At 37.9% G+C, this 23,379-nt stretch carries 24 protein-coding genes and 1 riboswitch; of the genes, 7 read left to right on the top strand and 17 right to left on the bottom strand.

Translation table 11 applies throughout. The features are described 5' to 3' along the window. Window positions 1-3 precede the first annotated feature (3 nt). The 3 genes from thiM to ACK4M9_RS02730 all read right to left on the bottom strand — a co-directional run bounded on the left by thiM (window position 4) and on the right by ACK4M9_RS02730 (window position 3,190). Entirely contained in the window at window positions 4-813 is an 810-nt protein-coding gene (gene thiM / locus ACK4M9_RS02740; protein ID WP_409847686.1) for a hydroxyethylthiazole kinase, read from the bottom strand. Window positions 814-1,092: 279 nt separating this feature from the next. Next, window positions 1,093-2,079, bottom strand: coding sequence for a sodium:calcium antiporter (locus tag ACK4M9_RS02735; protein WP_409847684.1), 987 nt, complete (start codon window positions 2,077-2,079; stop codon window positions 1,093-1,095). Window positions 2,080-2,344: 265 nt separating this feature from the next. Then, window positions 2,345-3,190 (bottom strand): methyl-accepting chemotaxis protein, encoded by an 846-nt coding sequence (locus tag ACK4M9_RS02730; protein WP_409847682.1) that lies wholly within the window; start codon window positions 3,188-3,190, stop codon window positions 2,345-2,347. A 305-nt stretch (window positions 3,191-3,495) separates the two neighbouring features. On the opposite strand from ACK4M9_RS02730, the gene ACK4M9_RS02725 reads away from it, so the two are divergent. Further along, entirely contained in the window at window positions 3,496-3,693 is a 198-nt protein-coding gene (locus tag ACK4M9_RS02725) for a DUF2187 family protein (RefSeq protein ID WP_409847679.1), read from the top strand. 165 nt (window positions 3,694-3,858) lie between these two features. On the opposite strand, the gene ACK4M9_RS02720 is transcribed toward ACK4M9_RS02725, so the two are convergent. Together ACK4M9_RS02720 and ACK4M9_RS02715 are read right to left on the bottom strand one after the other, a co-directional pair. Beyond that, window positions 3,859-5,268: an MDR family MFS transporter gene (locus tag ACK4M9_RS02720; protein WP_409847676.1), complete on the bottom strand. Its 1,410-nt coding sequence runs from the start codon at window positions 5,266-5,268 to the stop codon at window positions 3,859-3,861. A gap of 251 nt (window positions 5,269-5,519) precedes the next feature. Continuing rightward, window positions 5,520-6,416, bottom strand: coding sequence for an acetamidase/formamidase family protein (locus tag ACK4M9_RS02715; RefSeq protein WP_409847674.1), 897 nt, complete (start codon window positions 6,414-6,416; stop codon window positions 5,520-5,522). A gap of 193 nt (window positions 6,417-6,609) precedes the next feature. Between ACK4M9_RS02715 and ACK4M9_RS02710 the strand changes: the two genes are divergently transcribed. Next, window positions 6,610-7,539, top strand: a complete 930-nt coding sequence (locus ACK4M9_RS02710; RefSeq protein WP_409847671.1) for a ketopantoate reductase family protein — start codon at window positions 6,610-6,612, stop codon at window positions 7,537-7,539. A gap of 69 nt (window positions 7,540-7,608) precedes the next feature. Here the strand turns inward: ACK4M9_RS02710 and ACK4M9_RS02705 are convergent, their stop codons facing one another. Next, window positions 7,609-8,550 (bottom strand): aldo/keto reductase family protein, encoded by a 942-nt coding sequence (locus ACK4M9_RS02705; protein WP_409847668.1) that lies wholly within the window; start codon window positions 8,548-8,550, stop codon window positions 7,609-7,611. 145 nt (window positions 8,551-8,695) lie between these two features. Beyond that, entirely contained in the window at window positions 8,696-10,144 is a 1,449-nt protein-coding gene (locus ACK4M9_RS02700) for a DEAD/DEAH box helicase (protein WP_409847666.1), read from the bottom strand. 205 nt (window positions 10,145-10,349) lie between these two features. Here ACK4M9_RS02700 and ACK4M9_RS02695 point away from each other — a divergent pair, with 205 nt between their 5' ends. Together ACK4M9_RS02695 and ACK4M9_RS02690 are read left to right on the top strand one after the other, a co-directional pair. Continuing rightward, the gene (locus ACK4M9_RS02695; protein ID WP_409847664.1) at window positions 10,350-10,955 is read left to right on the top strand and encodes a hypothetical protein; all 606 of its coding nucleotides are present in this window, start codon (window positions 10,350-10,352) and stop codon (window positions 10,953-10,955) included. A gap of 101 nt (window positions 10,956-11,056) precedes the next feature. Then, the gene (locus ACK4M9_RS02690; RefSeq protein WP_409847662.1) at window positions 11,057-11,572 is read left to right on the top strand and encodes an LURP-one-related family protein; all 516 of its coding nucleotides are present in this window, start codon (window positions 11,057-11,059) and stop codon (window positions 11,570-11,572) included. Window positions 11,573-11,672: 100 nt separating this feature from the next. Here the strand turns inward: ACK4M9_RS02690 and ACK4M9_RS02685 are convergent, their stop codons facing one another. Then, window positions 11,673-11,786, bottom strand: coding sequence for a hypothetical protein (locus ACK4M9_RS02685; RefSeq protein ID WP_409848269.1), 114 nt, complete (start codon window positions 11,784-11,786; stop codon window positions 11,673-11,675). Window positions 11,787-11,958: 172 nt separating this feature from the next. On the opposite strand from ACK4M9_RS02685, the gene guaC reads away from it, so the two are divergent. Next, window positions 11,959-12,942, top strand: coding sequence for a GMP reductase (gene guaC, locus ACK4M9_RS02680; RefSeq protein WP_409847660.1), 984 nt, complete (start codon window positions 11,959-11,961; stop codon window positions 12,940-12,942). A 264-nt stretch (window positions 12,943-13,206) separates the two neighbouring features. Here the strand turns inward: guaC and ACK4M9_RS02675 are convergent, their stop codons facing one another. Further along, window positions 13,207-13,362, bottom strand: a complete 156-nt coding sequence (locus ACK4M9_RS02675) for a hypothetical protein (RefSeq protein ID WP_409847658.1) — start codon at window positions 13,360-13,362, stop codon at window positions 13,207-13,209. Window positions 13,363-13,705: 343 nt separating this feature from the next. Continuing rightward, window positions 13,706-13,750, top strand: a riboswitch (PreQ1 riboswitch). 112 nt (window positions 13,751-13,862) lie between these two features. On the opposite strand from ACK4M9_RS02675, the gene ACK4M9_RS02670 reads away from it, so the two are divergent. Continuing rightward, entirely contained in the window at window positions 13,863-14,495 is a 633-nt protein-coding gene (locus tag ACK4M9_RS02670) for a queuosine precursor transporter (protein ID WP_409847655.1), read from the top strand. A 99-nt stretch (window positions 14,496-14,594) separates the two neighbouring features. Here the strand turns inward: ACK4M9_RS02670 and ACK4M9_RS02665 are convergent, their stop codons facing one another. The 5 genes from ACK4M9_RS02665 to ACK4M9_RS02645 all read right to left on the bottom strand — a co-directional run bounded on the left by ACK4M9_RS02665 (window position 14,595) and on the right by ACK4M9_RS02645 (window position 19,849). Beyond that, the gene (locus ACK4M9_RS02665) at window positions 14,595-15,650 is read right to left on the bottom strand and encodes an LLM class flavin-dependent oxidoreductase (protein ID WP_409847653.1); all 1,056 of its coding nucleotides are present in this window, start codon (window positions 15,648-15,650) and stop codon (window positions 14,595-14,597) included. Between the two features lie 323 nt (window positions 15,651-15,973). Further along, window positions 15,974-16,432 carry an OsmC family protein gene (locus ACK4M9_RS02660; RefSeq protein ID WP_409847651.1) on the bottom strand — a complete coding sequence of 153 codons (459 nt, stop codon included), beginning with the start codon at window positions 16,430-16,432 and terminating at the stop codon, window positions 15,974-15,976. 293 nt (window positions 16,433-16,725) lie between these two features. Next, window positions 16,726-17,712 carry an ABC transporter substrate-binding protein gene (locus ACK4M9_RS02655; protein ID WP_409847649.1) on the bottom strand — a complete coding sequence of 329 codons (987 nt, stop codon included), beginning with the start codon at window positions 17,710-17,712 and terminating at the stop codon, window positions 16,726-16,728. A gap of 129 nt (window positions 17,713-17,841) precedes the next feature. Beyond that, entirely contained in the window at window positions 17,842-18,309 is a 468-nt protein-coding gene (locus ACK4M9_RS02650) for an ABC transporter substrate-binding protein (protein WP_409847646.1), read from the bottom strand. Window positions 18,310-18,637: 328 nt separating this feature from the next. After that, the gene (locus ACK4M9_RS02645; protein ID WP_409847645.1) at window positions 18,638-19,849 is read right to left on the bottom strand and encodes an ATP-binding protein; all 1,212 of its coding nucleotides are present in this window, start codon (window positions 19,847-19,849) and stop codon (window positions 18,638-18,640) included. A gap of 261 nt (window positions 19,850-20,110) precedes the next feature. On the opposite strand from ACK4M9_RS02645, the gene ACK4M9_RS02640 reads away from it, so the two are divergent. Further along, on the top strand, window positions 20,111-20,290 hold the full coding sequence (locus tag ACK4M9_RS02640) for a hypothetical protein (RefSeq protein ID WP_409847643.1): 180 nt from the start codon (window positions 20,111-20,113) through the stop codon (window positions 20,288-20,290). A 186-nt stretch (window positions 20,291-20,476) separates the two neighbouring features. On the opposite strand, the gene kynA is transcribed toward ACK4M9_RS02640, so the two are convergent. The 3 genes from kynA to kynU are packed head-to-tail and all read right to left on the bottom strand — an operon-like array spanning window position 20,477 to window position 23,279. Beyond that, window positions 20,477-21,334, bottom strand: a complete 858-nt coding sequence (gene kynA, locus ACK4M9_RS02635; protein ID WP_409847641.1) for a tryptophan 2,3-dioxygenase — start codon at window positions 21,332-21,334, stop codon at window positions 20,477-20,479. A 14-nt stretch (window positions 21,335-21,348) separates the two neighbouring features. Then, on the bottom strand, window positions 21,349-21,990 hold the full coding sequence (gene kynB, locus ACK4M9_RS02630) for an arylformamidase (protein ID WP_409847638.1): 642 nt from the start codon (window positions 21,988-21,990) through the stop codon (window positions 21,349-21,351). A gap of 2 nt (window positions 21,991-21,992) precedes the next feature. Continuing rightward, window positions 21,993-23,279, bottom strand: a complete 1,287-nt coding sequence (kynU, locus tag ACK4M9_RS02625; protein ID WP_409847632.1) for a kynureninase — start codon at window positions 23,277-23,279, stop codon at window positions 21,993-21,995. Between the last annotated feature and the right edge of the window lie 100 nt (window positions 23,280-23,379).

The raw sequence follows: 23,379 nt of genomic DNA, 5'->3' as shown, positions 1-23,379 counted from the left end.
TCACTAGTCTATTTTTGCTACTTCAGCAAGCTCTGTTATTTCAACTTTAGCTACTTTCGCTAATTGGTTTAAGAACTCAATTTGGAAGCTTCCAGGTCCTTGGGATCTCGCATTTTTCTCGGCGACTTCAGCAGCAACTCCATAATACGTTAGCGCTGCAACGGCACTCTGAAGTTTATTTTCACCCACTGCAGCAAATGCAGCTATCACTGAACTTACTAAACAGCCTGTTCCAGTAACTTGAGTCAAAATCGGGTGACCATTACTTACTAAATACGTCTCTTCCCCATTTGTTACAACATCGTCAGCTCCAGTAATGACAACAATACATCCTAGTTTTTGTGCGGCAGTTTTCGCTAGAGATACTGTGTCTAGTTCAAGCTCGCCTCCATCAACACCTTTAACTGCAAGAGTTTGACCTATCACATTTGCGATCTCACCAGCATTCCCTCGGATGATTGAAACATTCACATCTGCCAATATCTTTCTCACCGTTTCTGTACGATACGGTGTTGCACCAGCTCCTACTGGATCAAGAATAACAGGAACACCTAATTCGTTTGCCGCGCGACCCGCAATCAACATCGCTTCAACTTGCGTACTCGTTAACGTACCAATATTAATCACAAGTGAATTTGCAATTTTCACCATGTCTGCTACTTCTTCTTTTGCAGAAGCCATCACTGGTGACGCCCCTAATGCTAGTAAGCCATTAGCAACAAAGTTTGCGACAACAATATTCGTGATGTTATGAACTAAAGGCTTTTTTTCTCTAAGCGATTTTAACTGTGCTGAAATTTCTAAATGATTCATAATTATGCTCCTTTTAAAAAAATGATCTCTTTATAACTTCCCCATTTTAACGAAAATCTACTAAGAATGTTCTCTAGCATAGTACCTTCCGAAAACAAATGTCATGATTACAAAGATTTTTTTGACGAGTAAATTGCTACTCTTCACCTATCTATTTAATCATAAATAAATCAGTTGGCGAAGATTTCTGCTCATGAAAATCTTTTGTCCTCATCGAACATTCCACGTCGTTTTGTGTTCACACTTATATCAGTCTGGGCTTGTCTTAGTTAACGTAAACTAGTAGTTAAAGATTAAAAAGCTTGAGACAAAATAAACGATCACTAGTAACGCTGACGGTAACCAATATACTGTTTGTAATTTCGGTATTTTAAAACGTAGTAACGAATAAAGAACAATCATACTTAAAGTAAACGTCGCCATCGCAGTAATTAAATGGACCGATGAGACGGTTGAGATAATTGATGCTGGTCGATACATAACATCAGTACCAATCAAGATCAAAATGTTAAATAAGTTACTCCCTAAAATTGAGCCAATCGCTAAGTTATAATTGCGCAATTGAATTGCAATTAACACTGATACCGCCTCTGGTAATGACGTTGAAGCAGCAATCAAAAAACTTCCGACAAAGCTAGAACCTAGTCCGGTAACAACCGCAATTTTATCCCCGGTTATTGACAAGAGACTACCAGCTATCAAGATCACAATCGCAGCAATAGAAAAACCAGTAATTGCCCGCTTTAAAGAAATTGCAGACGTTTGTGGAACCCCATCTTCATGCTCTTCTCCATTTTCACTTCCTGCCATTTTCTTTGATAAGATGTACATCCCACTAATGTAAACAACAAGCAAAATCAATGAATCTACCCCAACACCGAATAACGAGTATGGTAGTTTCAAAGTTAGCGCAAGAAAAATAAGAAATGAAAGCAACATTCCTAAATAAATCGTATAGAGATTACTTTCGGATGCTCCTTTAAAAATTTGTTTTTTACGAAAATACAAATCAAAACTAGCAATAATTAATAAGTTAAATAGATTACTCCCTAATACGCCACCAACCGCTAAATCCGGATTGTTTAAGCCAATTGCAGTTAAACTCGTGGTTACTTCAGGTAAAGAAGTTGCCCCTGCCAAAAAAATCGTTCCAATCAACATTCCACCTAATGAAGTCCTCTCACTTAACACATCAGCATACGTAGAAAGCTTTACTGCTGCTAAGACTGTAAAAATTGCCGCTAGAATAAATAATAAAAATACCATCGTACATCCCTCCAAATTGTTTCAAAAAGAAAAAGACCCTTTTATGAAAAAGCTCTTAAATAAAAGCTCTTTCATAAAAAGGTCTTGCGTACTTTGTGAACACAAAGCTTAATGAACCGGGTGAATTCCTTCACCGCAATGACGACTCATTAACCAGTTGGTCGCTACTCCCCTTTTTGGGCTTATTCTCTTGTTACCTATAATGTAACACAGCTATTATAAGGCGTCAATCATCTTTAGATTAACGCCTTATACTTAAAATAACTTATAACTCTGACGCGTATTTTTTTAGATCTTTACTCATATCCTCAATCTCATCAACGAATGAGGCAATTTCCTCTGTTGACAATGCTTGATTTCGTCCAACTAATACAACTTTTTCAGCTAACTTTTGAATTTCTTCAATTGATTTTTGCATCTCCATTAAGGTGTTACTAATTTGCAAAGTAGACGTCATTGTATCATTGGACAATTTTCGAATTTCTTTAGCTACTATATTAAATCCACGCCCCTTATCGCCTGCACGAGCTGCTTCTATAGAGGCATTGAGGCCAAGTATATTGGTTTGAGTTGCAATGTTTTTAATAAATTTAATGACTTCATCTGTGTTTTTCATCCCCTCTGAGGCTTGATTAGATTGTTCTAATAATGTATTACTAATATTTGCAAGCCCCTCAGCTCCGTCAGAAATACTCGTAATGCGCTCATTTGCTTGTGATAACGAAATAAATATCTGATCAGAAATTCGCCTTAGTTCAATTTCGTTTTCTTCTTGAATTTGAATAGCTATTGCCCCCACTACTTCATTGCCATCTGTAATAGGTGTAGCTAATCCTGTAAATGAAATACCGAAGAATTCAGCTGGAACTGCTACTTTTATTGCCTCATTTTTGCTAATACATTTTGCAAGAGGTTCATTTGGGTCAATTTTCCCACCTGGTCTTGCACCAATGTTAATTTTCCGTCCTGGAAAATAAGCAAGCCACTCTTTCGTGTTCGTAATACCAATCCCAATGTCAGGCAGCATCGCATGTATTGTTGGAATTACTTCCATAAAAACTGCTAATTTCTTACTGTTATTTACATATGTAATTTCTGTTAAATTCCTCATCAAATTTCCTCCGTACTTCGTCAATTGTTATCAAACCCTTGTCGATCTTTTGTCATACTTTTGTAGATGTTGTCACTTTATCATTTAACCACAAAAATTCAATCCAGTATAGCAATTTGCTCAGGGAAGCATGGGATATTAAGTTTTACCTGTAATAGCATGTTTTTAGATGGCATTTGATCTTTTAGGTTGTTTTTTTAAAGACATTATTGTATGGTAAAAAGGTTTTCAAACTTAAACCAAACTCAGGTCGCATAACGAAGGTTGAACAGGCAAATTATAATGAATAGGATGGAGGGATACATATGTCAGGTGAAGCAGAAGAAATATTGGTACAACCAGGTGACTCGATTGAAATCGTTGCAGGTGCGATGAGTGGTGAAACTGGAACGGTAATTGCTGTTTATAACAATTCAGCGGCAATTGAACTAAGCGCAAAAGAATCCAACGGTAAGCCAAGAAAAACGGTTCTCTCTCACAAAAAATATAAAGTAATGTCATAGCAAAAAATGGCCGTTTCCTACCTCATCATAGAAAACGGCCATTTTAAATTTACTAACTCTTAAGTCGATCTATCGCGTTCACGTAAGCAAACACCGAGAGTGAACGTTCATTCGTATCAGCTGGGGGAAATAACTATAAATTTGTTGTCCGCTCTTCCTCTATATTTATGAAGATTGTTTATTAGCAAATTCCGGTTGCTCTTTTGGAAGCAAACTTGCTACTAAAAGAACGCAAATGGTTGCGATGATTGCTAGTAAAATAAATACTGAATGAAGCCCATTCGCAAGTATTTCTGGTGCAACATTTGTGCCGTTATTCGTATGGCCACCAATATGTTGATTAAGCACTGCTCCAAGAACCGCAATTCCAAGTGTTTGTCCTAAAGTCCGAAGAAATGCATTTGAAGAAGCTGCTGTGCCACGGTTGTTCCAGTCCACTGAAGATTGCACTATAACTGTAAAAACCGTAAAGGATAATCCAAAACCTAGGCCGATAATCAACATGATCAAAACAAGTACTACATTCGATGTTACACTGTTAATAAATGCTAGTGCAATTGTTCCGAAAGCAATTAAAATAACCCCTGCTAATGAAAGTGGTTTTGTTCCTAATCTAACAATAAAACGACCACTAAAAAAAGCTCCAATTGGCCACCCAATCGACATCGGTATTAACGTTAACCCAGATGAAGTTGCAGCCAAGAGAAGTACGCCTTGTACCCAAAGCGGTAAATAAGCAGTGAGTCCGATTAATATAGCCCCAAGTAGGAAACCACTTAAATTGACGATTAACAAATGGCGATTTTTAAAAAGTTGAAACGGAATCATCGGTTCTGCTACCTTTAACTGGACAATGGTAAAAACAAATAAGAACACAAATGCGATGACGAACAATCCAAACATTAGAGGATCGTTCCAGGCGATTTCATTTCCACCAGAAAGAAGCGCATAAAGTAATGCTGTCGTTCCGATGATGAAGGTCACTGCCCCACCATAATCAATTTTTCGTTTGCGCTTTTCGATTTTTTCCTCTAGGTATTTCCAAATTAAAAACATTGAGACCAACCCAAATGGAATGTTGACGTAGAAAATCCAATTCCACGTAAAATAATCTACAAAAAAACCACCGACAAGCGGGCCAAAAATACCGGCAATCCCCCAGATCGAACCGATGATTGCTTGAGCTTTTGCACGATCTTCGTATTTAAAAACATCGCCAACAATAGTAAATGTCATTGGCATTAGTGCTCCTGCTCCAATTCCTTGAATCGCGCGATAGGCAATTAATTGCTCCATTGATTGCGATAGCCCACATAAAGCCGAGCCAACCAAAAATAATGTCGCTCCAGTAATGAAAATCTTTTTTCGACCAAATAAGTCTGCAAGCTTTCCAAAAATCGGTGTCATTACTGCATAGGTAAGTAAATAAATCGCAAATACCCAACTGATCAAATCGAGCCCACCAAGGTCCTTTGTAATGACCGGCATAGCAGTACTTATGACTGTTACTTCGATCGCAGCTAAGAAAGTTGCAATAATAAGTGCAATTGTAATATTACGTTGATAACGATCCATAAATTTCCTTTCACTGTTAAATTAATTTAGGTGCTTTTTTAAGGTGCCTCCCCTATAAATAGCAACAGGAAAGTACACTTTCTTCAATTGGATGTTTTGTGTAGATCAGATTTACATCCTTGTTGGTGAAAGTGAACTTTCATTGGTGCATGGTACCCTTAAAAAGACAAAACAACCAAAATATCCTTATGTGATGGACGTATTTGGGTAAATTCCTTAAAAAGCTGATAGAAACGCTTTGTAGCTGAAGTTTAAAGTATAGTCACATTTAGTTGCTTAAACACCCATTTAGGCACTACGAAACGGACGGTTAACAAAGGGTCCACCATTTGGCAGACTTCTACTTGGCCAACTGCACTCATTAACATCGTCACTTCTTCTAACGACATGTTAGTTTTACCAACAATACGGTCAATCATTAGTTCTGTTGCTAAGCTTGCAGCAGCATCTAGGGTCTCTGCAGAAGCAATTTGTGTCACTACTTCATTGTTTTCAAGCATTGGCTGCTGAAGGCTCATGTTTTTGATAACTTCTAGCGTAACAGTTGCAATACCTGGTATTTCAATGCCAGAAACACTAATTTCTCCGTCCCCCATTGCCGCATGGAAATCACCTAAAGCAAATAAAGCACCATCTACTGAAACTGGAAAATATAATGTCGCTCCTTCAGCTACCATTTTATTGTCCATATTCCCACCGTGTGCACCAGGTGTTCCGCAAGAAATAGCTCCATCTGAAGGTGCTACACCAATAACGCCAATCATTGGGTTTAACGGTAGCTCTAACTCATTAAAGATCGCTTTCCCGTTACGGATTGGAATGATTTTTGTTTTCATCTCCGTAAAACGGTGTCCCATCACACCAAGGTTTGGGCCTACAACCATTGTGCCCTGCTCACCAATCTCAATCTTTTCAATTTTCACCTTCAGAACATCACCAGCTTCTGCACCCTCGACGTAAATTGGACCTGTTGCTGGATTGACCCGATTCCAATCAAGACTTGAAATAGGTGTATCTTCTGACTGTATCTGATTTTCAAAGCAGTCGTATGTAGTGATTTCTACTGTTGTTCCTGATACGATCCTTTTCACTGGTTTATTTCCTTTACTAAAATGATAAATGACCGATTCACAAGACAATTTTTCCACGTTGTTTCCCTCTTTTCTCCATAGTGACTTAAGTTGATTATATAAGAAAAAGAACTATTTAGAATAGTGAGAACTTGTAACATTTTTAAAATGAGTTCACACTCCCCCAAACTTATCAATTAAGTTACCATTTTCTATCATTAAAAATTGTATAATTAAGAAAAGATATTTTCAGACGAAAGGGGAAAATGAATTGAGAATATTAGTCCTTGGAGCAGGTGCAGTCGGTGGCTATTTTGGAGGTCGACTAATTGAAAAAGGTGAAGATGTTACATTTCTAGTAAGAGAGCGAAGACAGAAGCAATTATCTGAACACGGCTTAGTCATTAACAGTTTACACGGAAACCTCCAGTTAAAGCCGAAAACAATTGTCGGTGGTGATCCTATAGAGCCTTATGACATTATTTTATTTGCAACAAAAGCATATCATTTAAAGTCTGGTATTGAAGCAATAAAGCCCTATGTTGGAGATAAGACAAGCATCATCCCCTTATTGAATGGCTATAACCATTTCGATGTGTTGAAGGAAGCGTTTGGAGCCGAGAAAATAGTAGGAGGTCTTTGTTTTATTGAAGCAACGTTAAATGAACGTGGTGATATTGTCCAAACAAGTCAAGCTCATCAGTTGTTTTTTGGAGAATTAACTGGTGGGACTAGTACCCGTGTTGCTGCTATCAATGAAGTGTTAAGCAATACGAAAGCCGTGTTCGAATTAAGAGATTTTATTTTTCAAGATATTTGGCATAAGTACCTTTTTATTACGACACTCTCAGGCATTACAACCTTAATGAGATCTGCTATTGGTCCGATACGGAAAATTACAAACGGAGAGAATTTGATAGAACAGCTCTTAAATGAGACCGCTTCAATTATGAGGGCTTCTGGTGTCCCTATTGCTACTAACATCGAAGCTATGCAAATGGAAATCATAAAAAAGCAAGCTGAAACGATGAAGTCATCAATGCTTCGTGACATCGAAAAGTCTTATCCTATCGAAGCAGATCATATTCAAGGTTACCTACTTCAATTAGCAGAAAAACACAGCGTTCATGCTCCACTACTTACACTCGTTTATCACAACCTTAAAGTGTATGAATCGAACTTAGGGTGCCTGGCACCCTAAAAAGACAAAAACCCTTTAATGTCCATATAGAGAGGACATTAAGGGGTTTTCATAAGGTATTTTTTTCAACTATAAAATCTCTTCGATTCTGTTCACGATTTCCTCAGTTAACACGACATCAATGGCTTTAACATTTTCTTCGACTTGACTAGGTTTACTTGCACCGATTAAGGCACTAGCTACATTTGGCTGGCGTAATACCCATGCTAGTGCTAGCGAAGGTAATGTAATGTCTAATTCGTTTGCAAGAGATTCTAGTTTCTCGATTTTTGTGAACGCGTCATCGTTTAACATGTTTGTAATCCACATATTAATCGATTCATTTGCTGCACGACTATTTTCTGGCATTTGATTTCGTTTGTATTTACCTGTTAAAACCCCTTGGGCTAGTGGCGAAAATACAACTTGACCAATTCCATGTTTTTCACTCGTCGGAATGATCTCAGGTTCAATATAACGATTAAACATGTTGTAAACAGGTTGGTTTACAACGATGCGGTCTAATAAACGGCGGTCAGCAATTCGAACTGCCTCTTCAATTTGAGCAGCGCTCCACTCACTGACTCCAGCATATAAAATTTTCCCCTGACGAATTAAGTCGTCAATAGCACGAAGTGTTTCCTCGACTGGTGTTTCCTTGTCATACCGGTGGCAATAAAAAATATCAATGTAGTCTAAATTCATTCGTTTTAAACTTGCATGAACCTGTTCAGTGACATGTTTACGTGATAAGCCACGGTCATTAGGTCCCTCTCCCATTGGCCCAAAAGCTTTTGTCGTAATCACATAGGAATTTCGAGAATACTCTTTTAGAGCTTTGGCCATGACACGCTCACCTTCACCACGTTCGTAAACATTTGCAGAGTCAAAGAAATTAATTCCTAATTCGTAAGCTTTATGTATCGTCTGTTCTGCAGTGTTCTCTTCGACCGTTTTACCGTATGTTAACCAACTACCTAAACTAATTTCACTAACCTTTAATCCTGTGTTACCTAGTCTTCTATACTTCACTAAGATCTCCTCCTATATAAGTGATATGAATGCAATTCCATTCTACATAAAAAATGATTGGATAGCTACTAACTGGGTGCCTGGCACCCTAAAAAGACAAAACCCCTTAAATGTCCATGTGGAAAGGACATTTAAGGGGATACTATTATTTTAAAGCTTCGCTTACTTTCAGCTTCTTGCCTTTGATTGTAGTGTTCTCCATTGCTTGAAGAACTACTGATCCTTTGCCATTGAGAATATCAACATAGGATAAGTTGTCCTGGATTGTGATAATACCAATATCATCGACAGTTACTCCAGGAATTTTCGCGATTGTACCGACAAAATCGACAGCGCGAATTTTCTTTTTCTTTCCACCACTGAAATGGAGCTTCATAATATCTTGATTAATTCGTGCCGTTTTATTATTACGAACAACACGGCGACCGCTCAGTTTTTCTTCAAAGGCTGCTCTTTTTCTTTCAACTTCATGATGTTTCGGAGCATCCATCGTTGCGATCTCAAAGCCAATGAATCGTTCGATTGATCGAAGGAATTTCCCTTCATATGGTGTCACCAAAGTAATTGCCTTTCCTTTTTTACCGGCACGGCCCGTTCTCCCTGTGCGGTGTACGTAGCTCTCTTTTTCCATCGGAACGTCATAGTTTATGATCAACGTCACATTATCAACATCGATTCCCCGCGCTGCAACATCTGTTGCTACGAGATAACGGAAATTGCCCATTTTAAAACCATCCATGACCGCAAAACGATCCTCTTGTTCTAAACCCCCATGGAGTTTTTCACAAGAATAACCTGCTTCATCCAACTCAGTATATACAGTTTCGACGTTTTCCTTTGTTCCGCAAAAAATGATACAACTCTCTGGATTTTCAACAACAGTAACGCTCTTTAGAATTGGTAGCTTTGTGTCAGCATCAACGACTTCGATAACCTTATGCTCCGTTGTACTCGTTGTCACTCCGCTTGCTTCAATCTCAATATTTATAGGGGAATTCATATACTTTTGGCACAGAGTTTCAACCTTTTGAGGCATTGTCGCAGAAAAGACCATCGTTACTCTGTCTCTAGGAAGTTTCTTAATGATCGCTTCCACTTTCGTAATAAAGCCCATATTCAGCATTTCATCTGCTTCATCAATGATTAAATACTTGATTTCGTCTAAAACGATTGTCTCTCTCTCAATATGATCAAGGACACGACCAGGAGTACCGACAACTACATGAGTTTTATGCGTCAATTCTTCTTTTTGTTTCGCAAATGGTTCTTTCCCATAAAGCGCTACAGCCTTAATTCTTTTAAATCTACCGATATTCGTTATATCTTCTCGAACCTGCACAGCAAGCTCGCGGGTTGGTGTCAAAATTAATGCTTGCGGCTTTTTTACATCCCATTCAATCGTTTCACAGATAGGAACTCCAAATGACGCAGTTTTCCCACTACCTGTTTGCGACGTAACAACAAGATCAAGACTTGCCATCGCTCTTGGGATGACTTCAGTTTGAACCTCTGTCGGAGACACATACTTCATGACACCGAGCGCTCTTTTGATCTCTTCACTTAAATTATAATCATCAAAACTTCTTTGACTCATTTAGTAACCTCTTTTATTTTTTATTATCTGACTTATGTATAGGATTCTCCCTTAGAACGATCTTATGCAAAATCTGACTATGTCTATTATACTTTAAATCGCTAACAAAACATCTTGTTTTTAGAAACTAAGCAATCACAAACTAGCAAAAATATGGTATTATTTTTAAAAATAACTAGAAGTTGGTGGTTTCATGAGGTTTTTTATGACATTTATTATTAGTTTACTAGCTTTTCTTATACTTGCCTTTTATAAGGTAAGCTTCCCAGTGGTCTTAACTATCGGGGTTTTGATCTTTTTATTCATGATGTACCCAATCTTAAGGATGACATTTTTTGAAACGAACATTGAAAAAATAGAAAAATTTATTTTAAAAAATAAAAAAGATCCTAACTTCTACATTATATATGCGCTAGCAAATGAACTTGATGATGAAGTCGATCAATTAACGAACAAACTTGTAAAAAAGTCAGCGCTAAGTTCACGACGAGCCACATACCAAGTCATCCGCGACATCTATTTCAAAGATTTCAGTGCTGCAAAACAGCAACTTAAAGAATTGAAATCGTTACAATTTAAATATTATTACGAAGCACTTATTGCTCTTGAAGAGGATAATTATTCTGAAGCAAATCAATTAATTGAAAAAATCACAACGGATTGGATGAAAGATGCCCTTTTAGCTGAGCGAGAAAAAAAGCAAAACAACCTTACAAAAGCAAAAGAGTACGCAAGCAATGCGAAGCAAAAAACGAAAGGTTTACAGCATTATTTGCTCCACAAAACATACGAGCGTGAATTCCAGCTTTAAAATTGGTGCAAGACGTTGAGCTGACTATCAACTCTTTGAAACAATAAAGGACTAGAAAGCGTAAATGAATGTAATACATTCTTTTTGTAGGGGGTTTTCGGATGTCACAATCAACGATTTACTTTTCAGATAATTTCTTCTCTACTGGTGTTACATCTATTTATAATGAAGCGAAAGAAGAGGTTGGCTCACTTGACTTAAAAAGTGCCTTTACTTCTAGTATTGAAGTACTCAATGATGCTGGGGTCATAGTAATGAAAGGACACTTCCCTATTTTTTCAAGACGGTGGCAAGTTTCTGATGGTAATGACAATGAGGTTGGCTTGCTGAAACAACGCCTCTCTTTTTTCACGAAAAAATATGAGTATGACGCTCGTAACCGTGGAATTTACACGATCGTTTCTGAAGCATTTTCGAGGGAATTTCAAATTGAAGATGCTAATGGTGCGCTAGTTGCAGAGTTTAAGAGAATTAATGGCTTTTTCCAATCGCCAGCTTTTCAACTCAAGAATGGGTCAGAGAATTTATCAAACGAGGAATTGATTGCCGTCGTCATGGGGGTAAACATGATTATAAAACGTAACAGAGCAGCCGCATCAAATAATGCAGGACGCTAAGAAAGAAAATAAGGCTGTTCCATAAACAGTATCTAATCACCTCTGGTACCTTGTACACTTCGAGGTAAGCAGTCAGTTATGGGATAGCCTTCACTATTAACTAAAACGCTTTGCCTTCATCTATTCTTCGTGTAGCCATTCTTCCATCAACACTACGAGCTTTCTCGATAATTAATACTGCTACGCCACGGTCAAGTAAGGTTCTTGCAGCAATTACACCAGATATTCACCACCGACGATCACAACTTGATGAGCCATATGTACTCTTCCCCCTAAAGGTGCCAGGCACCTTATTTTTATTCTAGAAAAACTTTAACATACGGATAAAAATAAAGTACAGTACATAACCTCTGTATATTGATGAATCTTAATTAGGGGTGTAATTTATGGACAACGTGTTTGATTATGAAGATATTCAACTGATACCGGCAAAAAGTGTTGTAAGTAGCCGCTCAGAGTGTGATACATCTGTATCCTTAGGTGGTCGTAGCTTTAAATTACCTGTAGTCCCTGCAAATATGCAGACAATTATTGATGAGGAGATCGCGATTTTTTTAGCGGAGCAAGGTTATTTTTACATTATGCATCGGTTTGAACCTGAGAAGCGACTCGAGTTTATTAAAGAGATGAATTCACGTGGACTCTTCGCATCAATTAGTGTTGGTGTCAAAGCAGATGAATATCAGTTCATCGAACAATTAGCTTCAGAGAACCTTTCTCCCGAATACATTACAATTGATATTGCTCATGGTCATTCAAACGCAGTCATCGAGATGATTCAGCATATTAAGAAACACCTAGCTTCTAGTTTCATTATCGCTGGAAATGTCGGAACGCCAGAAGCTGTCAGAGAATTAGAGCATGCTGGTGCAGATGCAACAAAAGTCGGTATTGGTCCAGGAAAAGTATGTATTACAAAAATAAAAACTGGCTTTGGGACTGGTGGGTGGCAACTAGCAGCGTTGCGATGGTGTGCAAAAGCCGCTAGTAAACCCGTTATTGCAGACGGTGGAATTCGAACCCATGGTGATATTGCAAAATCAATTAGATTTGGTGCAACGATGGTGATGATTGGTTCATTATTTGCAGGTCACGAAGAATCACCAGGTGAAACCATTGAAATAGATGGAAAGCTCTGTAAAGAGTACTTTGGTTCAGCTTCAGAATTTCAAAAAGGTGAAAAGAAAAATGTTGAAGGCAAGAAAATGCACGTTGAACATAAAGGGCCTTTAATCGAGACGTTAATCGAAATGGAGCAGGATCTTCAATCCTCTATTTCCTATGCAGGTGGAACGAAATTAGATGCCATACGCCACGTCGACTATGTTGTCGTGAAAAACTCGATTTTTAACGGGGATAAAGTGTATTAAGGGTGTTATTCTGTTTTGTGATCCAGTTTCATATTTAGAGGGATCCTTTTTTCGGTTAACCTTTTCTTTAAATTGGAAGCGGGGATCCCTCTTTTTAAGAGTAATTATATTACAACTAGTAGACCAAATTTAACTTCACTTACCTTATATAGTTCAATTCAATTTGTTAAAATAAGTATAAATGTCGATCGAAAAGTAGAGTAAAGGATCCACTCGAAATTCGTTTTTTGATGAATAAAATCAATGTAATTATTCTTTCCATTTTTAGTTATTTTCTTCCTTGTTTTTTTTCTCAACACAGTTTACAATCGTTAACTTATCAAGATGTCCAACGTTGTTGATTTTAATATTAGCACTAAATATACTGACTCCAAGGCCAAGTAGAAAACCAATTCCAATATACAAAGCTTTTTCCTTCATTAATATTCCTCCCTTCTACTTAAAGTTGCTAAAGGCTAGTTTCAATTTGTGTTCTTATACTTACTTAACCTATTCAATGCATGAATTGAAATTCCTTCTTTGCCAAACTATTTGTGGTTTGGATAGAAAATAGATGGTTTTGGACAGTAACACCATTAAGTTGGATAGTAAATTCTTTTTTTCGCCAGTAACAGAGCTAGTTTGGACAGTAACTACTTCATTTTTGCAGTTTTGACTGCCTTGACCTGTTGGTACTAGTTTATTTTTAAAAATATTTTAAAAAAACGATGATTTTCAAGTAAGTTTATGCTATATTATTTTAGTATTTATCGAGCAAACAAAATAAGAAGAGGTTCTAGCTAAACCCTCTATAAAAAACTAAGGTAGATGAACTATGTCCTTAGGGTGTAGTTTTTTTGTTTTTTATCGACATACCCTTCTTCTGAATAAGTAAATGATAAATATAACTTAACTTTATTATTGAAGGGATTGACGAAATAATGCTCCTATACTTAAATGCGCTTTTTGTTGGACTTTTAGTTATTTCAAATATTATTAGTGTGAAACTTTTTGATTTAGGTGGCGGTCTTGCGATCTTACCTGCTGCGGCGATCGTCTATGTATTTACGTATCCTTTGACAGATGTTATCGGTGAAGTTTATGGAAAAGAGGCTGCCAGACAAACTGTTAATGCGGGATTTATCACCCAGATCTTTGCTAGCTTATTTATTTTGATCGCAATTAATTTACCTCCAGCTGAATTCTTTAATTATCAGGAGGAATTTAAGACTATCTTAAGCGGAAGTTTTCGAATTATTATCGCTAGTCTCATCGCCTATGTTATTAGTCAAAACTTGGATGTTGTTGTGTTTCACAAACTAAAACAAAAACATGGCACAAGCAAGCTATGGCTTAGAAACAACAGCTCAACGATGGCAAGTCAACTAGTTGATACGACGCTCTTTATTACGATTGCATTTTACGGAGTCCTACCTACTTCAGCTCTTCTTGGCTTGATCGCCACCCAATATATATTTAAAATGGTTGTCGCTATTATTGATACGCCTCTCGTCTACTTACTTGTAAGACTAGCAAGAAAAAGCGATACTGCTACAAACAAATTAGCTGCATAAAAAAGAGACGGGCGCGAATGAATTCGTGCCCGTTTTGTTATTTTCACAAGGTGCCTGGTACCACATTTCGATTAGGTGCCTGGCACCTAAGAGTGTAATCTACACCCCTTGCTCGGCTTCCCATCGAGTGATTTCCTTACGAACAAGAGGCGCTACCTCAGTACCCAATAGTTCAATTGCCTTCATTACGTCATCATGAGGCATTGTCCCTAATGGTAGGTGCAGCATAAAGCGAGTGATACCGACGTTTTTTCGTAGGTGAATGATTTTCTCAGCAACTGTTTTTGGATCACCAACGTACAGTGCTCCTTCAAAACTACGAGCAAAATCATAGCTTGATCGGTCATAATGTCCCCAGCCTCGCTCGCGTCCAATAACGTTCATCACTTGCTGGGTTGAAGGGAAAAATTTATCGGCTGCTGTCTCATTATCTTCTCCGATAAACCCGTGCGAATGTGATGCTACTGGCAATTTCGAGACATCATGACCAGCCTTAGCTGCCGCTCGCTTATATAGCTTAACAAGTGGCGCAAACTGGAGTGGACTTCCTCCGATAATTGCTAGAACAAGTGGTAGTCCTAGTAATCCGGCGCGAACGACAGATTCCTGATTCCCGCCACTGCCGATCCACACTGGGAGCGGATCCTGAACTGGTCTAGGATATACACCAAGATTATTAATGGCTGGCCTGTGGCCACCCCTCCAAGTCACTTTTTCCGACTCACGTATCTTTAATAACAACTCCAAATTTTCATCAAAAAGCTCATTATAGTCTTTCAAGTCATAGCCAAACAAAGGAAAAGACTCGATAAAAGAACCTCGCCCAGCCATAATCTCTGCACGCCCGTTCGAGATCCCATCAAGCGTAGCAAAATCTTGAAAAACCCGAACAGGATCAGCTGAAGAAAGCACTGTAACCGCACTAGTAAGCCTAATTTTTTTTGTTTGTGCCGCTGCCGCAGCTAAGACCATTGCCGGCGAAGACGCTGCAAAATCTTTCCGGTGATGCTCACCAACACCAAACACATCCAAGCCAACTTGATCTGCTAGTACGATTTCCTCGACCACTTCACGCAATCGTTCCGCATGACTTATAACCTTACCGGTCTCGGCATCCGGCGTTGTTTCAACAAACGTACTTATTCCAATCTCCACTGATATTCCTCCTATTTGCTCTTTCTACTATAAGTAACTGATTTAATACCTTTATATTGACCGTTTCTCAAGCCCATTTCAAGTTTTCTGCATTGGCTATTATACGTACCTAGGTATTCCAAACCGTTTGGATAGTAAAATATAGGTTTTGGATAGTAAATATCGATATTTGGATAGTAAATTTAATTTCCGGATAGAATCGTAAAAACCGTCTAACGACTATTTCTATGATTGCATTTTCAAAAAAAAGTCATTTTTAAATAAAAAAAGTACCCAGATAGGTTTTAGACCTACTTGAGTACCCTTTGATCAAACGATTATCTTTAAACTTCCACTTTTCCCGACTCAATGATAATTTCGTTTAATTTTAATGTTACTGGATTTGCAATTGTATCTCCAACTGGACAAGTTTTTTCTATGAATGAAACAAATTCAGCTACTTGTTCCTTCGGTGACTCTGTTCTAATATGGATGTTGTAGCGAATTTCTGAAAATCCTCTTCTTACATCTGATATGTTCATGAAGCCGTCGGTATCCAAGTCTCCTTCAAGCTCAACCCATAAATCATCAAACTCAATTTTGAACTTCTTAGCGTAGACACGAGCAACGATTGCTTGGCATGCCCCTAACGCAGCAAGCACAACCTCAACTGGGTTCATACCTGTGTCAGTTCCACCGAGACTTTCCGGTTCATCAATTGTAAACTCAAAATTTCTTGAACGAGCTAATACTTTCACACCTTCTTGTAAATGTGCAGACGCTTTAAAAATAGTTTTTGGCATAGAAACAACTCCTATCTTATCTATTTTTGTGCAATTTTTTTCAGGCGATTTTTTAAGCAAGTCTTCAATTCATGTAAATATTATAGCGCATCGCTTGAAGTCGCCTGACATTTAATTCAAGGTTAAAAATGAAAGCTCACACCATTTGTTAACCTAAGAATATCGTAGCAAACGCCCCGTTGGAAATCTGTAGAAAATTTGTGAATTATTGATTACTTGAGCTTCACTTATTGGACAACCTCCTTTTATCATAGGTTTTTAGGGCAGCCTAAAATAGATTACCGTAACTCCCATCATCTGCGCCGTGACCAATGCTCGGCAGTTACTTCTGTATCAACAAGCTCAAATGTACTTCTGTACGCTTGAAATTGTACGTGACGATTGACTGCGTACAAATCTTGAGGACAACAGAGAAACAATCCAAGTGCTTCCTTATGCACGTAACGGTCAATATCTTTAGCAAGTTCACTTCGCCTTACATCATTAACCTCTGATTTAAACTCCTTAAATAACTGCTCAAATTCAATGATTTCTGGTCCGAGTCGAAATGCGCCATTCTGACCAAAAAATTCGCGATGAACGTAAGCTGGTATTCCTTGTGTAAAAAAGGCAAAGACGTCAGCAAGGAATATATCAAAACCTGGAACTCTTCTTTTTTCAGCAACAGCTCTAAGCCATTTGTTTTCTTCTATTTTGGGAATTACGATTACATTAACCTTTATTTGTAATGATGCTTCTAATTCCATTGCCATTACATTAGCTGATTGAGTAAATTGGGACAGCGTAGCAATTGTTAACGGACGTTCTTCGGGCCAACCCACTTCATCTAGCAACTGTTTTGCAAGTTGTGGATCATGCTCGATTGGTGATATGTCTTCCGGAAATTCACGCGACCACGGTGGCGTTAGACTTGGAATGGCTGTTGCATAACCTAAAAACCCCTCAGCAACGACTCGAGCTTTACTTACTGCAGCATTTAGCGCATACCTTAGGCGTTTATCGTTAAAATCAACATCTTGCTGATAGCGATTAAATATCCCTGTTAATACGCGGTTTGCGTTGACTTGGATCAGATTGGCGAATTGGGACTGTATAACTTTTTTTGCATCTGCAGGGTCAACCATTGTTACAATATCAACCTCGCCTTCGGTGTTCAAACAAAGATTTAATGCCTGGTTTTTTGCTAGGTCATTCCTAAACACGACTTCACTCAGTCGTGGTCCTTTCTTTTTGTCCCAGTACTGCTCATTCGCTGTAAGTCGAACGATAGGAGTTCGCAATTCACATTCCGTAATCCATGTTGTCTCAAAAGGAGTTGTTTTTATTACCGCTTGCTTGTTTTCGAGTGACGAATAGCCGTCAGATAGGATAAATGGCCCGGTGCCCCACCGGCCTGGTGCATCAAGAATTCACCAGCGACCTTCTCCACTTGCTTGTTTCCAATAACCAAAACCGAGTTTTTCCCAAAACAACTCATTCCCTAGATGAATTGCTCGCAACTTCCCTAGCGCCAACCCTTCTGGTAATGGAAAAAGAAAGCGAACCGTATAATCATCGATTATTTCCAATGTCGTTTCGCGCGGAAGATTCATCCATGTTCCTGTCGGGTGTGGCGAAAACCAGCGTTGCTCTTCACTAAAGCTACGAGCAACAGAAACAGCAGTAAATCGCTCACCATTATGGAAAACAACATCTTGGCGAAGACTAACCTCCAAAGTCGTTTCATCGATCCATTCAAAATGACTTGCTAATGAAGGAGTAATGTAGCCTTCATGATCTGGCGCAACTAATTCCTCCATCGTATGAAAAAGAATAAAGAGCCAGTTCAGCGGAGATGGATCAACAACATATATTTTACCTAAAGGTTTCTTTTGCATAATTCCCCTCCAATTTCACCTATTTCTAATAGAGATTATTCAGTACAAATCTCTATAGTTATATGTCTAATTGACAAAAATGAGCGCGTCCCCAAGAACAATTTGGCAAACTAAAGAAACTATCCCAGCTGTTTCACTTAACCTCAATGCGAGCTGTAAATAGAATTGTATTTAGAAGATCTATTCAACTTCTTCAACATGTATAAATTATTGTTTCTTCTTCTATGAGGCTTTACTGGTAACACGATAGTTCCGAGGAAGTAAAAAAAGAAACGATCCTCCCTTTTCATGGTGGATCGCTACTCTTTTGGTACGATGATTAGTTTACTTAAGGCTTTTTTAGTAATGGAAAACGAATCGAGACTGTTGTTCCTTGCCCCTTTATACTTTCAAATGAAATTGTTCCATTACTTTTTTCAACAATATTAAAGCAGATCATTAATCCTAAACCTGTTCCTTTGCTTTTCAGAGAATAAAAAGGTGAACCAAGGAGCTTGATCTCTTCTTCCGATATACCACAACCTGAATCGGTGACTTTCAACTGAACGGAAGAATTAAGCTTTTCTGCTTTTACAAAAATCGGTTTATTATCGGGTGAAGCTTCAATTGCATTTTTCATCAAATTAATCATTAATTGCTTAAACTCGATTTTATTAACATTAATAAAACAGTCTTCGTCAATCTCTAAATCGATGTCATTATTACGCAAAAGTCCATAAGATCTCAGTAAGTCTGTTACACTTTTAAGAGAATGTTTTACATCAATTATTTCAGTTGCTGAATCTGTATTTGGTTTTGAAATCGATAAAAAATGCGAAATTACATGCTCAGCTGTATTTAGTTCATCAATCATTAAAGTAAAATGTCTCTCCATTTCTTTTTTTAACGAAGGGTCACTTTTATAAAACTCTAAGAAGCCTTTAACTACAGTCAGCGGGTTCCTAATTTCATGAGCTACAGCTGCTGCTAACTGTCCAGAGGTCTTTAAGCGCTCTGCTTGTTGGACTTTTTCAAAATATAGTTGTTGTTTTTCCATACGGATATGAGATAAATAAAATATAAGAAATAGTATGATTTGACTAGCTATATAGTTAATAACATTCCCAACTAAGTCCTGCAAAATATAAGGATAAAACTCTCCACGATCAACGAATTTCACATAGGCTAATGTTGCCGTTACAAGGAACACATTTAGAACGATAGTAAAATAAAATAATTTGGTGTCAAAGAAAAAAATGGAAATAGCCGGAATCAAGCATATTAGAATAAAAGTTGACCATGATTCTGGATACAAAAAAAACAGCATATAGTAATAGGAAGAAACGAAAACAATTAAAAAAATTCGGAAACCGTGTGTCTCATACTTTGGATAAAGCAATAACCCGACAGAAAGTATGACCACCAGTAAAAAATGCAATAGATAGCCTGTCCATAAGATATCCTCTCGTGGGGGAACAAATAACAAGCCAACGACCATGAGAGCAATGATTATCCATATGGCAATATAATAAATTCTAGGGAAACCATTAAATTCCTTCATACGTACTCCTTAACTTAAAATAATTCGATTGGTTGGAAAAATTTCTTATTAATTATACCATACCTGACATTGAGGATTTCATTTTTATGTTATTTTAATGCATTTATATGGAAAATTTACCTAAGTTGAATTTTTCAGGTGCCTGGCACCGAAATGATAAATTCTCCCACGTTTAATTCGAGCCAACAATCGAATACTATACTTGTTTGAGTAATAACGATATTCAAACGGTCCTAAAAAATAATGAAGGAGATGTTGTCGATGTTTGGAATGGGAAGACGAAATAAAAGAGACATGAACACACCACTAATGATGACAATGGTCGGCTTAGGGGTAGGCGCAGCGGCTTACAGTATGATGAGAAACCGTAACAACAATGGGAATAATAACATGAATTTAATGGAGTCAGCGCAAAAAGCGATGAACCAAATGAGAGAATAGTTTTTCTAAAAATTAAGGGACCAATCATTCTTGGTCCCTTTTTTCTATAGCATATTATTTTTTTCTCATTTAGAAATAGAATTAAGGATCAGGGAAACAATATGATAAAACTGTTGGGTTAGAGGGAAAAAATGATGATCGAAACGGTAAAACTTGCTCCTTTGTTTTACCAGATTATCTGCGTGTTTACAACTCCGTTCGAATATCCCATAACTCTGGGAAAAAGCGTTGGTCTAACACTTTCTTCAAATAATGAACTCCAGAAGATCCACCTGTTCCCATTTTAAAACCAATAATCCGCTCGACGGTTTTCATATGGCGAAACCGCCATTGTTGAAGCCAATCTTCAATATCAACAAGCTTCTCCGCTAATTGGTATAAATCCCAGTACTGCTCAACATCCTGGTAAACCTTTAGCCAAGCAGCTTTAACAGTTGAGTCTGCTACATGAGGGATTGAATAGTCCCTGTTGATGACTTCAGAGTTAATTGGAAAACCAGCTTTAGCTAACGCTTTAATAGCAACATCATAAAGACCAGGAGCTTTGAAAGCCTGTTGTAATTCTCGATGCAACTCTGCATCCTTTTCATATATTTTTAAAACATGAGGTGTTTTATAACCTAAGGCGAATTCAATTAAGCGATATTGAAAAGATTGAAACCCTGATGCCTGACCTAGTAAATCGCGAAACTCCATATATTCAGACGGAGTCAATGTCGACAAAACATCCCATGATTGGATAATTTGCGACTGAATTTTCGACACTCTAGCTAGTTGCTTGAAAGAAGCTTGCATGTCACCTTGCTCAATTGAACTAATCGCAGCCGTCATTTCGTGAAGAATAAGCTTCATCCAAAGTTCACTTACTTGGTGAATGACGATAAAAAGCATTTCATCATGATGATCGGATAATCGTTTTTGACTTGAGAGGATTTGATCAAGTTTTAAATACTCACCGTACGTCATATTATTGGTAAAATCAGTGTGAATATTTTTTTCTGTTTCAGTTGTTGAGATTTTTTTTTGTTGATCTTTGTTTGTCATTAGATTTGTCTCCTTTATCTTCGTCTAACAACTGCACGAACAGGGCTTCCATCTGCATCTTTGAGCGCTAACGGGAGTGCAATTAAATCATAATCACCAGGGCTGAGATGATCAAGCATGACGTTTTCTAAAATATGGATGCCATTTTCATATAGTGCGTGATGCCCTTCTAGCTCTTTACTATCCAATTGATCGACAGAAGGAACATCAACCCCGATTAGCTTTACACCTTTTTCTTTTAAATAAGTAGCTCCAGATTTTGTCATATAGGGTATTTGTACCGGAAAGAAATTCGGGTTGTTTGGTATTGAGGTGCGAATTAATAGCCGTGTCACACCTTCTAAATCAAATTTACTTAGTGTTTCTTGGTCAATTTCATGAGCAGTAGAAACGTCAATCATTCGACAATCACCAATAAAAATATTGATATCAAGATCAAGGATTCGTTTCCCGTCATTTATAAAGTGAAACGGCGCATCGACATGTGTGCCAATATGTACACTCGTCGTTATTTTCCCAATGTTTACAGAACCCGTTTGCTCTTTCGTATAGCTTACTTCATAAGAAAAAGGTGTATCACCAGGCCAATGCGCTAATTCGTTTGTTAATGGTTGGGAAATATCGATCCAGTTGTTACTTACTTCAGATTTTTTCATGATTACGCTATCACTCCACGCTTATTTTCGAATTTTTTATATTGTTCCTCAATCATGATCGTTTTGAGCACTTGCACAACCTTCCACACTTCTTCAAATGTGTTGTAAATGGCAACTGGTGCAAGTCGGATGCCGTTTGGTGAACGGAAATCAGGGATGATGTTATTAGCCTTTAGTGCCTTGCATATTCTAGCCGCTTCTTGATGTTCTAAAAAAATATGGCCACCACGCTTCTCGTCAGCAAGTGGATTACGAATAATAAACTGTTCGTCTTTTAGTTCGTGTGAAATAAGCTCTAACATGTACCCAGTTAGTTTTAATGATTTTTTACGAATTTGCTCGATGCCAATTTCATGAAACATTGATAGCGAACCAATTAGCGGAGCGACACTTAAAACATGCGGAGTTCCCATTTGATACGCTCCTGCATCACTTGCCGGAGTTAGCTGATGCTCCATATCAAATTGACGGTCTTTTCTTGAACTGAACCAACCAGCTAGACCAGGCGCTTTGCCAAAATGTCGTTTATTCACATACAATCCCCCAACTGACCCAGGACCACCGTTTAAATGCTTATAATTACACCAAAAAGCAAAATCGACTCCCCACTCACTTAACTCGTGGGGGATCGAGCCTACGGAATGGCATAAATCAAAGCCAATAAGGATGTTGCGTTTGTGCGCTTCCTCAGTTAATCGTTTCATATCAAGAATTTGCCCACTACGATATAGAATACTCGGCAGAATAATTAAAGCAATATCTTCTCTCATTTCTGCAATGATATCGACTTCTTCAAGCGTATGACCATCACGACTCACGACTTTAACAAGATGTGTTGCTGGATCATATCCTCTTAATGTCAATTGACTTTGGAGGGCGTAAATATCACTTGGGAAGGAAAGTTGATCAGCTAAAATTTTATTTTTGCTTGTGTTCGGATTGAAAAAAGATGCAACTAACTGATGGAGATTACTTGTTGTTGATCCAGTTATTATGACTTCCTCAGGACTGCCTCCAACCAATGGGGCTAATTGCTTTCCCAAGTTCTCAGATAAGTAAAACCATGGGTGTTCGCCTTCTAACCAACCATCAATGCCATAATCTCTCCACGAATGAAGCATCGTAAGTAACGTATCTTCTGCACGTTTTGACAATAAACCAAGAGAGTTCCCGTCGAAGTATATTTGATTGGCTCGGGTATAAAACTCTTGACGATAAGAAGCCAATGGATCTTCTTGATCTAACTTACGTGCATATTCAACTGTAAATTTATCGTTTTGCTGATGCATGACACCCCTCCAAAATCTGAATATTATAAAATGTTAGTCTAATAAATTATATAGTAGTCAAAAAAACTACGTCAATGACTTGAGTTAATAGAATAAAGTG

It is taken from the genome of Anaerobacillus sp. (assembly GCF_046314235.1).
In the GTDB taxonomy this organism is placed as follows: Bacteria; Bacillota; Bacilli; order Bacillales; family Anaerobacillaceae; genus Anaerobacillus.
This window is presented reverse-complemented; position numbering and strand designations above follow the sequence as displayed.

Bases quoted from the DNA above. Each gene is read 5' to 3' on its own strand.
- thiM (WP_409847686.1), bottom strand. From the start codon at position 813: ATGAATCATTTAGAAATTTCAGCACAGTTAAAATCGCTTAGAGAAAAA.
- ACK4M9_RS02735 (WP_409847684.1), bottom strand. From the start codon at position 2,079: ATGGTATTTTTATTATTTATTCTAGCGGCAATTTTTACAGTCTTAGCA.
- ACK4M9_RS02730 (WP_409847682.1), bottom strand. From the start codon at position 3,190: ATGAGGAATTTAACAGAAATTACATATGTAAATAACAGTAAGAAATTA.
- ACK4M9_RS02725 (WP_409847679.1), top strand. From the start codon at position 3,496: ATGTCAGGTGAAGCAGAAGAAATATTGGTACAACCAGGTGACTCGATT.
- ACK4M9_RS02720 (WP_409847676.1), bottom strand. From the start codon at position 5,268: ATGGATCGTTATCAACGTAATATTACAATTGCACTTATTATTGCAACT.
- ACK4M9_RS02700 (WP_409847666.1), bottom strand. From the start codon at position 10,144: ATGAGTCAAAGAAGTTTTGATGATTATAATTTAAGTGAAGAGATCAAA.
- ACK4M9_RS02695 (WP_409847664.1), top strand. From the start codon at position 10,350: ATGACATTTATTATTAGTTTACTAGCTTTTCTTATACTTGCCTTTTAT.
- ACK4M9_RS02690 (WP_409847662.1), top strand. From the start codon at position 11,057: ATGTCACAATCAACGATTTACTTTTCAGATAATTTCTTCTCTACTGGT.
- guaC (WP_409847660.1), top strand. From the start codon at position 11,959: ATGGACAACGTGTTTGATTATGAAGATATTCAACTGATACCGGCAAAA.
- ACK4M9_RS02675 (WP_409847658.1), bottom strand. From the start codon at position 13,362: ATGAAGGAAAAAGCTTTGTATATTGGAATTGGTTTTCTACTTGGCCTT.
- ACK4M9_RS02670 (WP_409847655.1), top strand. From the start codon at position 13,863: ATGCTCCTATACTTAAATGCGCTTTTTGTTGGACTTTTAGTTATTTCA.
- ACK4M9_RS02660 (WP_409847651.1), bottom strand. From the start codon at position 16,432: ATGCCAAAAACTATTTTTAAAGCGTCTGCACATTTACAAGAAGGTGTG.
- ACK4M9_RS02650 (WP_409847646.1), bottom strand. From the start codon at position 18,309: ATGCAAAAGAAACCTTTAGGTAAAATATATGTTGTTGATCCATCTCCG.
- ACK4M9_RS02645 (WP_409847645.1), bottom strand. From the start codon at position 19,849: ATGAAGGAATTTAATGGTTTCCCTAGAATTTATTATATTGCCATATGG.
- ACK4M9_RS02640 (WP_409847643.1), top strand. From the start codon at position 20,111: ATGTTTGGAATGGGAAGACGAAATAAAAGAGACATGAACACACCACTA.
- kynA (WP_409847641.1), bottom strand. From the start codon at position 21,334: ATGACAAACAAAGATCAACAAAAAAAAATCTCAACAACTGAAACAGAA.
- kynB (WP_409847638.1), bottom strand. From the start codon at position 21,990: ATGAAAAAATCTGAAGTAAGTAACAACTGGATCGATATTTCCCAACCA.
- kynU (WP_409847632.1), bottom strand. From the start codon at position 23,279: ATGCATCAGCAAAACGATAAATTTACAGTTGAATATGCACGTAAGTTA.